Here is a 13,367-nt window from a genome sequence, read left to right as displayed (position 1 = left end):
ATATAATACAGATGTTAGCAAGTTGCTTAGACAGCTTTCAAAGGAGAGATAGAATGAAAAAACGTCAATTATTATTAGTAGCTTTGGCGGCTTTAGCCATTACACCCGTTGCTTTACCAGTAGGTTCTACTTCAGTATATGCAATTCAAGAGGCCGATCAAACTCAAGGTAAACAAATGCTAGCCTTGGGAGGTAGTTTATCTGCACAACAATCTCAACAAACAATTAGCTTATTAGGTGCTGGTAGTGTGACTCCAGAGAACACAATTTATGTAGATGGAGATATGATTAATCGCTATCTAAATGATGGATCAAATGCTTCTACAAGTGTTTATTCTAGTGCCTATATTCAACCTCAGGCACAAGGAAGCGGTGTGCGAGTGGAAATAGTGACACCTGAAAATATTACAGCTGTTTCGACAACCACTTATCAAAATGCTGCAATTACAGCGGGAGCTAAGGATGCTTTAGTACGAATCGGTACAGTGACTCCTGTTACTGGTGAAGGAGCATTGACAGGTTTGTATGCCCTTCTAGAAGAGCAAGGAGTAGCAATTAATCAACAAGATGTTCAAACAGCTCAAAAAGAAATCACAGTGGTTAACAATGTTAAGGATGATACTGGTCTGACAGATGATCAAGTGAATATTATTATTGCAGAAATTAAAAAAGAGGTAGCAGTTCAGAGCCAAAATAATGGGCAAATTAATACCACTGAGATTGTGAATACTGTGGTTAATAATGTTACTAATAATACAACGATCAATGGAGATGGTAACGTTGTTGACAACTCCAATGAAACTAACATTACTATTAGTAACGAAACAAAACAAGAGTTAGAGCAATATGCTGATGAGTTTGCTCAAACAGATGCAGCAAGTAACGAAGAAACAGTTCAACAACTGGATGCCTCAATGGAAGATAAGGATTGGTCAGCTGTATTGCCTGGGTTAGAAGCTACAATGTCATTAGAAGATATTTTAGCTCAAGGACCTGCTGATTTTTCTGATTCTGATAAGTTTCATCCAATCATTCCTGCGATGTTTGATGCTTTCTATGCTAAAGCTGAAGAAGGAACAAGAATTGATGACTTATACGCTCATACTTTTATCCTAGAAAAAATGCAACCTGAATTGTCTACTGAATCCAGAGCTGCGTTAGATCAATTGCGTGAACTAATGTTCCAATATACAACGGCCACTTCTGAGAATCCTGACACGATTAGAGATCAGTGGGTACAAAAATTACAAGCAGCGAACTCACTTCGAACAAGTGATCCTGTTTTGGCAGAAATTGTTCAGTTAACAGCGAATGCGACTGGCTATGCACCGGAAGTTTATACTTACATGGAGTTTGAACAAGAAGGAAAGGTTATTTCCTTTACGGTAGCAGAAGACTCACCAGAGAAGTTAACGGTTCTAGCTCGTTATCAATACGATTTAGAAACACAAACCTTGTCTGAAGTTGATGAAATTTCAATGGAGCCAGCTCCAATGGCAACTGACACATTTGATTTTGCGTCTGTTTATGGTGTCGCGGTAGAGAATTTATATGTTCCTTCAGTTGAAATTCTTCCTGACTATACTATTCCAGGTTATGTGCCAGAAGAAACAACGGAGGAAGAAACTTCTAATGAAGAATCGACTGTTGATGAGTCTACGATGGAAGAAACCACTCAAGAAACGTCTAGTGATGAAGAACCTGTAGAAACGACTGAATCTACTTTGGAAGAAACAAGTGTGGATGAGGAAGCAGGTCTATAATCCACCGATAAAATTATAAAAAATAGGAAGCCTTCTCGAAATGATTCCACAGCAAAGCTAACCGTTTTGCCTAGTAATCATTGCATAGAAGGCTTTCTTTTTTATAGAATAGAATGGTAAAGCATAGTTCGCTCGGAGGAACTATGCTAAAATAGGAAAGAATGACTAGACTAGGGGTGCTACTTAATGACAGAAAGAACTCAAAATTATTTGACAGTATCAGCCTTATCTAAATATATTAGTCAAAAATTTGATCGAGATCCTCATTTACAAAAACTGCAAGTCATCGGTGAAATTTCGAACTTTCGACCTAGACCAAAAGGGCCTCAGTTTTTTGCTCTGAAAGAAGGTCAAGTCGTGATCAATGCAGTGATGTTTCCAGATAAATATCAGCGATTAAAATTTCAGCTAGAAGAGGGAATGAAAGTAATTGTTACCGCTCGAGTTGGAGTCTATGAGGCTGCAGGACGTTACCAGCTTTATATTGAAAGCATTGAACCTGATGGTGTTGGGGCTTTGTATTTAGCTTTGGAACAATTAAAAGAGAGAATGAAACAAGCGGGGCTTTTTGATCGTCCCAAAAAAGAACTTGCAAAATTTCCTAAAAGAATAGCGGTCATTACCAGTCCAACCGGAGCTGTTATTCGAGATATATTAACCACCATTAATCGTCGTTTCCCTATTGTGGAAGTGATTGTTTTTCCAACACGTGTTCAGGGACAAGAAGCCGTGAGAGAAGTTGTTAAAGCTTTTGAGATGATCGCAAATTTCCCTGAGAAGATTGACGGTGTTATTCTAGCTCGTGGAGGAGGTTCTATTGAAGACCTGTGGTGTTTTAATGATGAATTGATCGCACAAGCCATCCTAGATTGTAATATTCCAGTTATTTCTTCTATCGGTCATGAGACAGATACAACAATTTCAGATTTGGTAGCAGATCTAAGGGCACCAACTCCTACTGCGGCTGCGGAGCTGTCTGTACCAGTTTTGCAGGAGCTTGTGATGGAAATTGAGCAAAAAACACAGCGAATGAGACAGAGCCTGTACCAATACTTAAGGCATAAAAGTCAATTATTAGATCGGTATCGTCAATCCTATGTATTAACTCAGCCTCAGAGACTTTATGAAAGCTATGTTCAGAGTTTAAATTGGTTAACTGATAAGTTAGTGGTACAAACGAATAAAAGATTTCAAGAAGAATACTATCGCTTAGATCATCTTGATCAAAGGCTTCGATACTCACAGCCAATTCAACAAATCAAAATGAAAGAGCAAAAATTAGCTCACATTCAATCTCAGCTCTTGAAATTATTACCAGAATACTTACAAAATAGTCGTCAACAATTAGATAAAAATCTTGCGCTTCTAGATGCATATAGTCCCTTGAAAATTATGCAAAGGGGATATACTCTTGTGGAGAGAGAACAGATGATTATTAAATCGAGTCAAGAGTTGACACCGAATGACCACATTAAAGTAAGATTTATTGATGGATTGGTTAAAGCTGAAGTTTTACAAGTTGACCCCTTGAACAATATTGATTATGAGGAGGAAAATTAAATGTCTGAAAATCTTGAAAATATAAATGAACCAGAAAATTTTGAAGCTGCAATGGCTCAGCTAGAAACCATTGTACAAGAGCTAGAAAGAGGAAGCTTACCGCTGCAAGATGCTTTATCTGCTTTTAAGCAAGGCGTATCTTTGAGTCAATACTGTCATAAAGAGCTTAATGAAGCAGAAAAAACAGTGACTCAAATGATGACAGAATCAGGATTAAAGCCTTTAGATGAGGAGCGCGTGTAGATGGCACATACGGGTGAGTTGAGAGCAAAGTTTGAAATGGCGTTACAAGAGCATATTGTTTCCTTGCAAACTCCTTTAGAGTTGGTTAAACCAATGGTTTATTCTTTAAATGGAGGTGGAAAGAGGCTTCGTCCTCTTTTGCTATTAACAGCCTTAAATATTAAAGACCCTAAACTAGTCGAAAAAGGACTAAAAACCTCTATAGCTCTAGAATATATTCATACTTATTCTTTAATCCATGATGACTTGCCTGCAATGGATAATGATGACATGAGGAGGGGGCAGCCTACTTCTCATATTAAATTTGATGAGGCAACGGCTATTTTAGCAGGGGATGCATTAGAAACAGATGCTTTTGGGATTATTGCTAATGATGATCAATTGTCAGAAGAAAAACGTTTACAATTAATTCTTGAACTCTCCTTTGCTGCTGGATCAAATGGAATGGTGGCAGGGCAGTTATATGATATCAATTCTGATGGTCAAAAAATTACACTTGAAGAGCTCAAACAAATACATCTCTTAAAAACAGGTTACTTATTTATGTTTGCAGTCAAAGCAGCAGCCATTATTAGTGGTGCAGATAGTAAGGAAAAAGATCTGTTAAATCAATTTGGAAATCATTACGGGGTTGCTTACCAGATTCACAATGATTTGAAAGACGTTGTCAATATTGGAATGGATCAGGATAGTCTGCTTCATTCGGATGAAGCGAATGGCAAGACGACTTACCCAACTTTATTAGGAATTGACGGGGCGAAAGAAGCTTTATTAGCAGAGATTGATGCTTGTCATCGTTGTTTGAAGATATTAGAACTAGAAAGCAAACTTAATTATCAGGGACTAGCTCAATTTCTAAAACCATTGTCTATTGAAAAATAGGAGGACTTAGATGAAAAAAGAAAGGGTAGACAAGCTGGTGGTTCAAGCAGGCATAACGGGATCGAGAGAACAAGCAAGAAGAATGGTTATGGCAGGTCAAATTTATGATCAAAATGACCAGCGATATGATAAACCAGGTGAGAAAATTCCCATTGATCGTGAGCTCTATTTAAAAGGGAAACCTTTTCCATATGTTTCACGTGGCGGGCTTAAGCTTGAGAAGGCTTTAGCAGTCTTTGGCATTGAAGTACAAGATCAGATTGTGCTTGATATAGGAGCTTCTACGGGTGGCTTTACAGATGTAGCGTTACAAAATGGTGCTAAACAATCTTATGCTTTGGATGTTGGTTATAATCAGTTAGCTTATTCTTTGCGGCAAGATCCGAGAGTTATCGTTATGGAGCGTCAAAATTTTCGGTATTCGCAACCTAAAGATTTTGAGCAAGGACAACCGACTTTTGCGACGATTGATGTGTCGTTTATTTCTTTAGCTTTGATTCTGCCGGCGCTTTCTCCCATTTTAAAGGAAGGTGGAGAAGTGGTCGCTCTTATTAAGCCGCAATTTGAAGCGGGGAAAGAGAGAATTGGTAAGAACGGTATTATTAAAGACCCTCAAGTACATTTGGAAGTTGTGACAGAAGTCTTAGCTTTTATTGCTAAGATTGGCTTTCGGATTATAAACCTAACCTTTTCCCCAATCACGGGTGGCGAAGGTAATATAGAGTATTTGGTGCATTTAATTAATTCTTGTGAAGAAGATAATAAAAGCCATCTAGACATTGATGTGGAGGAAATAGTTAGGGAGAGTCATTCAACGTTCGAATAGAAATTATTCAAAAAAGAAGGTGGACTTATGCTTTCGAGTTTACATATTGAAAATTTTGCCATAATTGATCAGGTGACGATTGGTTTCACTTCAACGATGACCGTTTTATCTGGTGAAACGGGGGCGGGGAAGTCAATTATTATCGATGCTCTAGGTATTTTATGTGGAGGTCGAGGTTCTGTGGATTTAATTCGTAAAGGAACTGATCGGTTTGTAGTAGAAGGTATATTTACTGTTCAACATAATGAAATGTTATTGACAAAATTAGATCAATTGGGCTTTGACACGAGAGATCAGGAGAATCAACTGTTAATTCGACGTGAGTTAAATATTGCTGGGAAGAATACAATTCGAATCAATGGTCAACTAGCGAATGTTTCTTTATTAAAAGAAATTGGACGTTACTTGGTAGATATTCATGGACAGAATGAACATCAAGCATTACTGGATGTTACAACTCATATTAAGATGCTTGACCAATACGCTTCGGAAGCCTTAGGATTAGTTTTTAATCAATTTCGGCAAAGTTATCATACCTATAATGATTTGCGAAAGAAATTATTAAACACTCAGCAAGATGAACAGAGTCAGGCTCAGCGTTTAAGTTTCCTTGAATTTCAGTTGCAAGAATTAGAAGGTTTGCAAATTCAATTGGGCGAGGATGAGGAGCTACAAAAACAAAGTAAGCAATTACAACATGCTCAACAAATTACTCAAAATCTTGATAGGGTGAACTTACTTTTAACGGATCAGGATCAAAGCGTTGCTGGACAGATGGATCAAGTAGTGATGCTCTTAGAAGAACTTAGTCCATTCGACCCGCAATATCAGGAATATGCTCAGTCAATTCAAAGTTTACAGATTGATCTACAAGAAATAGCTAGAAAAATTGCTTTTTCATATGATCTACCAGATTATGATGATGCGACAATTGATGAAATCGAAAGTCGACTTAGTCAATTAGAACATTTCAAACGTAAATATGCGATGGATCTAGAGGAGCTAGTGGCATACCAAGATTCAATTGCAGAAGAAATTTATCAAATCAACCATAAGGAAGCTTTCCTTGAGGATTTGAAACAAGAATTCACCAAAGCCTATCAGGAATGTATGGCTCTAGCAATACAAATGAGTCAGATTCGGCAGGAGCAAGGCAAACAACTGAAAGAGGAAATAGAGGAACAATTGAGCCAATTATATATGCCTCATAGTCGCTTTGATATTCATTTTGAATCGGTAAAGGTTGATGATAAAATAAGTAAATTAATGGCAGGGCAGGAGTTTTTAAGAATTCAGGCTGATGGCATGGATCTCTTAGAATTCTATGCCGCTACTAACCTAGGAGAAAGTAGTAAATCGCTTATTAAGGTTGCAAGTGGGGGCGAACTGTCTCGCTTTATGTTGGCCTTAAAGACGGTTTTTTCGAGAAGTCAAAGTGTTCAAACGATTGTTTTTGATGAAATTGATAGTGGGGTCTCAGGAAGGGTTGCAACGGCCATTGCGAACAAAATGTCAGAAATTGCAGCTCATCGACAAGTATTGTGTATTACTCACCTCCCTCAAGTAGCAGCTGCGGCTAACAATCAATTAATGATTGCCAAAAAAATTGTTGAGGATCGGACGGTTACGGCTGTCTATGAATTGACACATAAAGAAAGAATTGAAACAATTGCACGAATGATGGCTGGTGAAACGATTAGCCAATCTTCTTATGAATTAGCGAATGAATTATTAAGTTCATATCATTAAAGGAGGGGTTAAATGGGACTGCCAGATGAACAAATTTCTCTGGTTGTACTTGCAGGGCCTACGGGGGTAGGAAAGACAGATCTATCCATACATTTAGCCAGACAATTTAGCGGACAAATCATTAATGCTGATTCAATGCAGATCTATAAAGGACTGGATATTGGAACGGGTAAAATAAAGCCAGAGGAGATGGAGGAGATTCCTCATCATTTATTGGATATTTGTTATCCCGATCAGTTTTATAGCGCTAGTCAATTTCAAAAAGATGCTGTTAATTGTATTCGTCAGATTGCCCAAGAAGGAGATTTGCCCATCCTAGTAGGTGGCACTGGTCTTTATTTAGAAGGTTTACTCTATCAGCTTGAATTTGGGGGTAAAGGAAGCTTTGATCCTGAGATTAGAGAGAATCTAGAAAAAAAAATAAGACAAAAAGGGAATCAATTTCTATGGGATAAATTAGCGACAATTGATCCTAAGGCAGCGAATAAAATTCCTGTTCAAAATGGACGCCGAATTATTCGAGCGCTAGAAGTTATTGAACAAACAGGACAAAATTTTTCTGACCAAGCAGAACATAATGAGCAGCGATCACGTTTTAATGAATTATTATTTGTTCTGGATCGTCCAAGAGAAGAATTATACGATCGAATTAATAGGCGGGTCCTTGGAATGATAGAGGCGGGTTTAGAAGAAGAAGCTCGATGGTTATTTGATCAAAAGCTTGACCCACAATTATCAAGTATAAAAGGAATTGGATATAAAGAATGGTTCTCATATTTTCAAGGAGAAGAAGAGCTCGAGACGGTAATTGCTAAAATACAACAAAATTCTCGCCGTTATGCTAAACGACAATTAACTTGGTTTAGAAATCGGATGAAACAACCTTGTTGGCTAGATGTTAGTCAAACAAATTATTTGATAAAAGCATGTCACTTCGTTGATCAACACATACAATAAAAAAGGATGATGAAATGTTAGAAGTTGCTTCAGGACCAGAGCGTGTCTTGATTGTTGGGGTTCAAACCGACCAGTATCAAGATCAAAAATTTATGGAGTTAATGAAAGAGATGCATGCTTTAACCGAAACGGCCCAAGGACAAGTGATACAAAAGATAGTTCAAAAAATGTCTCGATTAGATCATCGAACAGGTGTGGGGTCCGGGAAACTTCAAGAGATTAAAGCGCAAGTAGAGGTTGAAAATATTGACTTAGTTATTTTTTTCAATGCTTTAACTCCGAGTATGAACCGTGCTATTGAGGATGAGCTAGGAGTCAGAGTGATTGATCGAGTACAATTAATTCTGGATATTTTTGCGATGCGAGCAAATAGTCGGGAAGGAAAACTACAAGTGAGTTTGGCTCAATATGAGTATTTGTTGCCTAGAATTGGTGGAAAAGGGAAAAGTCTGTCACGGCTAGGTGGAGGAATAGGAACCAGAGGACCCGGGGAAACGAAATTAGAAAGTGATCGGCGGCATATTCGCTCAAGAATCAACCAAATAAAGAAAGAACTAGTTGAAGTAGTCGCGCATCGTGAACGAACAAGGCTACGTCGACAGAGTGGACGAGAATTTAACATCGGCTTGGTAGGATATACGAACGCCGGAAAATCAACTCTCTTAACAGAATTAACCCATTCAGAAACCTATGTCCAAGATCAATTATTCGCAACGTTGGATCCTTTGACCCGCCAACTTACCATTAAAGGACATCCGGTTTTTACCCTGACGGATACTGTTGGTTTTATTGAAGAGTTACCAACCGAATTAATACAAGCATTTAAATCAACTTTAGAAGAAATTCGTTACATGGATTTATTGTTACATGTAGTGGATGCTTCTAATCCAGCAAGGGATATGCATGAAGAAACGGTATTGCGGATTCTGGAAGACATGGATTTAAAATATGTGCCGATTCTAACTGTGTATAATAAAAGAGACCTAGCGAATGAAAACTTTGTTCCGATTCTCAAGCCAAATGTTGTGATTTCTGCTAAAGATCACGAAGATTTAGAAGTATTAAAGGAAGCAATCTGGACAGAATGTATTCAGACAGCGGATTATTATACGGTTACAGTATTACCAGAAGAATCTGATTTATTGGCTCTTTATCAACAGAAAACGATGGTTGTTTCGATGGAATATGATGAAGAAGGTCAATATTATCGAATTAGTGGATATAGACGAAGTCATCATAGAAAAGAAGATTAGGAGGAAAATGATTAGATGTTAACAATGCAAGATATAGTATTGGAGGGCCACCCTTCTTTAAGAACTCCAGCGGAAAAAGTAGAATTTCCGTTATCGGAAGAGTTAGAAATTAAAGCAAAAGAGATGTTGGAATTTCTTAAAAACAGTCAAGATGAAGATCTGGCCGCTAAAAATGAGCTTCGTGCAGGAGTGGGGTTAGCAGCGCCTCAAATCAACCTAAACAAACAAATTTTTGCTATGCAAATCTATAAGTATGATGAAGAAGGCCATAAAGTAGGAGAAGAGATCAGTCAGGTGTTTATTAATCCGGTGATCATCCGTCATTCTGTCCAGTTAGCTGCTTTAAGCGAGGGGGAAGGCTGTCTTTCGGTAAACCGTGAGGTAGCGGGGTATGTGCCACGTCCTAAGATTATTACAATTGAGTATCAAGATTTGGAAGGCGAAAAGCATACGTTGAAGCTGAGAAATTACCAAGCTATTGTGGCTCAACATGAGATTGATCATTTACATGGAATTATGTTTTATGACCATATTAATCAAGAGAAACCATGGGGAAAAACAGAAGATCTTACCATTCTCTAAAGTCTTGAGAGGAGTAAATATGCAAAATGTACTAGTCGTTCAAGATATATCATGCTTTGGTAAATGTTCAACTACAGTGGCTCTGCCGATATTAAGTCATTATCAGTTGACAGCCAGTATTTTACCAACCGCAATTCTATCAACTCATACAGGTCCAGAATTTCCTGGCTTTATTTTTACCGATTTGTATTCTCATATGGAGGCAACCATTCAACATTGGATGGATTTAGGCTTGAAATTTGATGCGATTTACACTGGATATCTTGGCGAAGAGGAACATGTTCCACTGTTGCTAGAAGTCATAGAAAAATTATTGTATCCGACTGGTAAAGTTTTTGTGGATCCCGCTTTCGGAGATCATGGAGAACTATATAGTGGCTTTGATAAAGCTTATGTGGAGACCCAAAAACAGTTAATTGCTGTTAGTGATTACATTTTTCCGAATTACACGGAAGCTTGTTATCTACTCGATAAAGACTATCGAGATGACGGCTTTAGCCCTATACTGGCACAGGAGCTAGCAGAAGAATTGCGATTATTCGGAGCCCAGAATGTGATTATGACAGGTGTGAGAAATACGGATCAAATTGGAGCTTTAATGGTAGGGGATAAGGGGTCGTTTGAAAGCTATGCGGAATTCTTCGATCAAGTGTTTCATGGGACTGGAGATGTTTTTGCTTCGGTTTTTGTAGGAGAAATGATGCAGTCGAATCAGGAAGAGGCAGCACTAAATCAAGCGACTAAATTTGTAAGTCAAGCGATTCAGATGACCCTGAATGATCAAGATCCAATTCGCTATGCGGTTCATTTTGAAAAGCTTTTAGGTACTTTATAGTATTTTCTTAAAATCGAAGACGAGAAATTAGAATGTATGCTATAATACGAGAGTAATTTGAATGAAGTGAGGAGAAGATAATTATGATTTCTGCAGTTGATTTAAGATCCGGTATGACATTTATTCAGGACGGTAATTTAATTCGTGTATTGGAAGCTAGCCATCATAAACCTGGAAAAGGAAATACGGTTATGCGCATGAAATTGCGTAATGTTAGAACTGGGGCTACTTATGACACCACTTTCCGCCCAGATGAAAAGTTTGAGCGAGCTTTCTTAGAAACCAAAGAAGTTCAGTATCTATATAATATGGATGGAACAGCTGTTTTTATGGATTTAGAAAGTTATGAACAATATGAAATTCCAGCTGATACGATTCAAGATGAGTTACTTTATCTATTGGATAATATGAATTGTAAAATTCAGTTCTATGGTAATGAGGTGATTGGAGTTGAATTGCCTGGAACAGTCGTATTAGAAGTAAAAGAAACACAACCTTCGATAAAAGGTGCAACAGTAACAGGTTCTGGTAAGCCTGCTACGATGGAAACAGGTTTAGTAGTGAATGTCCCTGACTTTATTGAAGCAGGAGAAAAATTAGAAATAGGGACGTCTGATGGTTCTTACAAAGGACGTTCGAAATAGTTTAATAAAGAAATAAAAATCGTACGATCCCTTTTGGGATCGTATTTTTGTGGGGTTAGAAGCATCTTCTTCGAAAAAATAATAGCAATATTATATAATTATTTTAGATAGTAAGTTTAAGTCTTTAGTGGAGAGAGGGTGATGATGATGGCAAGAGGAGGAGGTGCCGGTGGAGGCTCGCGTGGTGGAGGCTTTGGTGGATCTCGATCCGGAGGAGGGCGGATAAGCTCTGGTGGTCGAGGTGGTTTTGGAAGTCGCCCTACTGGTGGAGGATTTGGCGGCAGTTTCGGTGGAGGATTTGGATCAGGACCTCCACGAAGACCTCCAATCATTGGGGGTGGTCCTATCTTTATACCAATAGGAGGAGGACGCCCGTATATTAGAAGAAGTTCTGGAGGACCTCAGGGACCTAGCCCCGGCTGTGGCTTAGGATTCTTACCTATGGTATTGATGATGTTTGCTTTATTTTCCATCTTACCAACTTTTCTAAATGGCGGTGGGATGGAAGGTAGTAACACAAAAGTGACTCCTTCTACAATTGAAAGGGAGGCTTTACCCAAGGGGTCTGTTAATGAAACCGATTATTATACGGATGAGGCGCATTGGGTTGAAAATTCAAGCGTGTTGGAGAAAGGTTTGGAATATTTCTACCAGAAAACAGGTGTTCAACCTCATTTATATATTGCGGATGAAATTGCGGGAGATCCATATGCTGATATCGATCAGGTAGCAGAATTTGCAGAAAGTCAATATGATGAACTCTTCACAGATGAAGCGCATTTGCTGTTGGTATTTTTTGAAGGAGTTCCGAATGAGTACATTACTTACTACGTTACTGGAAGTCAGGCTAAACAGGTCATTGATGATGAGGCTGCTAATATATTATTAGATTATCTAGATCGATATTATTATGATGGATCGCTTAATACTTCTCACTATTTTAGCAAGTCTTTTACGGAAGCAGCTGATCGAATAATGCAAGTGACAAAATCCCCGTGGATTCCTGTTTTAATGGTTTTTGGACTCGCAACAATTTTACTATTATTGTTTAATTGGTGGAAGAAGCACAAAGAGCAAGAGGAGTTAGAAGCGAAACGTACGGAAGAAATGTTAAATCGGCCATTAGAAACCTTCGGTCAAGAATCGGAGGCTGATGAATTGGCGAAGAAGTATCAGGATCCAGAAGATAGATATTAGGAGGAAAAATTATGTCAATATTAAATCGTTTTAAAGATATTATTTCAGCGAATATGAATTCAATTATTGATCGAATGGAAGAGCCGGAAAAAATGATTGACCAATACTTACGAGATCTAAGTGAAGACTTAGCCGAAGTAAAGAGAAATACTGCGAGTGTAATGGCTGAAGAAACGCGATCGAAGCGTGAAGTGGATGAGAATGAAGCTGAAGTGAAAAAATACGAACAATTAGCTAAAAAAGCTTTAGAAGCTGGTAACGAAGCGGATGCTCGTGTCTTTCTAACTAAGAAACAAGAGGTAGAAAATCTTGGAGCTGGATTAGCCGCTACCTATGCGAGTGCGCATGAAAATGCGATTAAAATGCGACAAATGCATGATAAACTTTCTCAAGATATCGAGACATTGAAGAATCGTCGCGCGATGATAAAAGGTAAAATTTCGGTCGCAGAGACACAAGAAACTCTTAATAAAACATCAACGGCTAGTCGTCAATCAGAGAATGCTATGAGTCAATTTGAAAGAATGGAAGAAAAAGCAGATCGCATGCTAGATGAAGCAACTGCTATGTCTGAATTAGAATCCCAACCAAAAGATGAAGCAAAAGACTTAGAAGAAAAGTATGCTCAAAGTACTTCTGCAACAGTTGAAGAAGAATTAGCACGAATGAAAGATGAAATGGGATTGAATAATTAAATCTTTTAGAAAGGATCCTATCAACTGAATGGGATCCTTTCTGTTATATATGAGTGAGTAAGACAGGTGTGTAGTATATTTCACAATGTGTTGTTTCGATGTAAAGATCAAAGGTAACAGATTACTTGGGATAGGCCTTAAATCTTATAAAGCTTTCCTACTAAGGAGGAATAAAATTGTC

Annotated in this window: 13 protein-coding genes; all 13 read left to right on the top strand. The window is 38.1% G+C overall.

The features are described from left to right. The first annotated feature begins 53 nt into the window (after positions 1 to 53). The 13 genes from HZY91_RS07060 (at position 54) to HZY91_RS07000 (ending at position 13,186) form a co-directional block, all read left to right on the top strand. On the top strand, positions 54 to 1,763 hold the full coding sequence (locus HZY91_RS07060; RefSeq protein WP_197115580.1) for a DUF1002 domain-containing protein: 1,710 nt from the start codon (positions 54 to 56) through the stop codon (positions 1,761 to 1,763). Positions 1,764 to 1,949: 186 nt separating this feature from the next. Next, a complete protein-coding gene (xseA, locus tag HZY91_RS07055) occupies positions 1,950 to 3,323 on the top strand; it encodes an exodeoxyribonuclease VII large subunit (protein ID WP_197115579.1) in 1,374 nt (457 codons plus the stop codon). Further along, positions 3,324 to 3,566: an exodeoxyribonuclease VII small subunit gene (gene xseB / locus HZY91_RS07050; RefSeq protein ID WP_197115578.1), complete on the top strand. Its 243-nt coding sequence runs from the start codon at positions 3,324 to 3,326 to the stop codon at positions 3,564 to 3,566. Continuing rightward, a complete protein-coding gene (locus HZY91_RS07045; RefSeq protein ID WP_197115577.1) occupies positions 3,567 to 4,448 on the top strand; it encodes a polyprenyl synthetase family protein in 882 nt (293 codons plus the stop codon). Positions 4,449 to 4,458: 10 nt separating this feature from the next. Continuing rightward, positions 4,459 to 5,274, top strand: a complete 816-nt coding sequence (locus HZY91_RS07040) for a TlyA family RNA methyltransferase (RefSeq protein WP_197115576.1) — start codon at positions 4,459 to 4,461, stop codon at positions 5,272 to 5,274. Positions 5,275 to 5,301: 27 nt separating this feature from the next. Next, positions 5,302 to 7,023, top strand: a complete 1,722-nt coding sequence (recN, locus tag HZY91_RS07035; protein ID WP_197115575.1) for a DNA repair protein RecN — start codon at positions 5,302 to 5,304, stop codon at positions 7,021 to 7,023. Between the two features lie 12 nt (positions 7,024 to 7,035). Beyond that, positions 7,036 to 7,980, top strand: coding sequence for a tRNA (adenosine(37)-N6)-dimethylallyltransferase MiaA (miaA, locus tag HZY91_RS07030; protein WP_235991529.1), 945 nt, complete (start codon positions 7,036 to 7,038; stop codon positions 7,978 to 7,980). A 14-nt stretch (positions 7,981 to 7,994) separates the two neighbouring features. Beyond that, a complete protein-coding gene (gene hflX / locus HZY91_RS07025; protein ID WP_197115574.1) occupies positions 7,995 to 9,233 on the top strand; it encodes a GTPase HflX in 1,239 nt (412 codons plus the stop codon). 15 nt (positions 9,234 to 9,248) lie between these two features. Further along, on the top strand, positions 9,249 to 9,815 hold the full coding sequence (def, locus tag HZY91_RS07020; RefSeq protein WP_197115573.1) for a peptide deformylase: 567 nt from the start codon (positions 9,249 to 9,251) through the stop codon (positions 9,813 to 9,815). 19 nt (positions 9,816 to 9,834) lie between these two features. After that, on the top strand, positions 9,835 to 10,650 hold the full coding sequence (locus HZY91_RS07015) for a pyridoxamine kinase (protein ID WP_197115572.1): 816 nt from the start codon (positions 9,835 to 9,837) through the stop codon (positions 10,648 to 10,650). A gap of 83 nt (positions 10,651 to 10,733) precedes the next feature. Next, on the top strand, positions 10,734 to 11,294 hold the full coding sequence (gene efp, locus HZY91_RS07010) for an elongation factor P (protein WP_197115571.1): 561 nt from the start codon (positions 10,734 to 10,736) through the stop codon (positions 11,292 to 11,294). Between the two features lie 141 nt (positions 11,295 to 11,435). Beyond that, on the top strand, positions 11,436 to 12,491 hold the full coding sequence (locus tag HZY91_RS07005; RefSeq protein ID WP_197115570.1) for a hypothetical protein: 1,056 nt from the start codon (positions 11,436 to 11,438) through the stop codon (positions 12,489 to 12,491). A gap of 11 nt (positions 12,492 to 12,502) precedes the next feature. Next, positions 12,503 to 13,186, top strand: a complete 684-nt coding sequence (locus HZY91_RS07000) for a PspA/IM30 family protein (RefSeq protein ID WP_197115569.1) — start codon at positions 12,503 to 12,505, stop codon at positions 13,184 to 13,186. The last annotated feature ends 181 nt before the right edge of the window (positions 13,187 to 13,367 follow it).

It is taken from the genome of Facklamia lactis, from assembly GCF_015863205.1.
In the GTDB taxonomy this organism is placed as follows: domain Bacteria; phylum Bacillota; class Bacilli; order Lactobacillales; family Aerococcaceae; genus Facklamia; species Facklamia lactis.
This window is presented reverse-complemented; position numbering and strand designations above follow the sequence as displayed.

Excerpts from the sequence above, each read along its gene's own strand:
- HZY91_RS07060 (WP_197115580.1), top strand. The coding sequence starts at position 54 with ATGAAAAAACGTCAATTATTATTAGTAGCTTTGGCGGCTTTAGCCATT.
- xseA (WP_197115579.1), top strand. The coding sequence starts at position 1,950 with ATGACAGAAAGAACTCAAAATTATTTGACAGTATCAGCCTTATCTAAA.
- xseB (WP_197115578.1), top strand. The coding sequence starts at position 3,324 with ATGTCTGAAAATCTTGAAAATATAAATGAACCAGAAAATTTTGAAGCT.
- HZY91_RS07045 (WP_197115577.1), top strand. The coding sequence starts at position 3,567 with ATGGCACATACGGGTGAGTTGAGAGCAAAGTTTGAAATGGCGTTACAA.
- HZY91_RS07040 (WP_197115576.1), top strand. The coding sequence starts at position 4,459 with ATGAAAAAAGAAAGGGTAGACAAGCTGGTGGTTCAAGCAGGCATAACG.
- recN (WP_197115575.1), top strand. The coding sequence starts at position 5,302 with ATGCTTTCGAGTTTACATATTGAAAATTTTGCCATAATTGATCAGGTG.
- miaA (WP_235991529.1), top strand. The coding sequence starts at position 7,036 with ATGGGACTGCCAGATGAACAAATTTCTCTGGTTGTACTTGCAGGGCCT.
- hflX (WP_197115574.1), top strand. The coding sequence starts at position 7,995 with ATGTTAGAAGTTGCTTCAGGACCAGAGCGTGTCTTGATTGTTGGGGTT.
- def (WP_197115573.1), top strand. The coding sequence starts at position 9,249 with ATGTTAACAATGCAAGATATAGTATTGGAGGGCCACCCTTCTTTAAGA.
- HZY91_RS07015 (WP_197115572.1), top strand. The coding sequence starts at position 9,835 with ATGCAAAATGTACTAGTCGTTCAAGATATATCATGCTTTGGTAAATGT.
- efp (WP_197115571.1), top strand. The coding sequence starts at position 10,734 with ATGATTTCTGCAGTTGATTTAAGATCCGGTATGACATTTATTCAGGAC.
- HZY91_RS07005 (WP_197115570.1), top strand. The coding sequence starts at position 11,436 with ATGATGATGGCAAGAGGAGGAGGTGCCGGTGGAGGCTCGCGTGGTGGA.
- HZY91_RS07000 (WP_197115569.1), top strand. The coding sequence starts at position 12,503 with ATGTCAATATTAAATCGTTTTAAAGATATTATTTCAGCGAATATGAAT.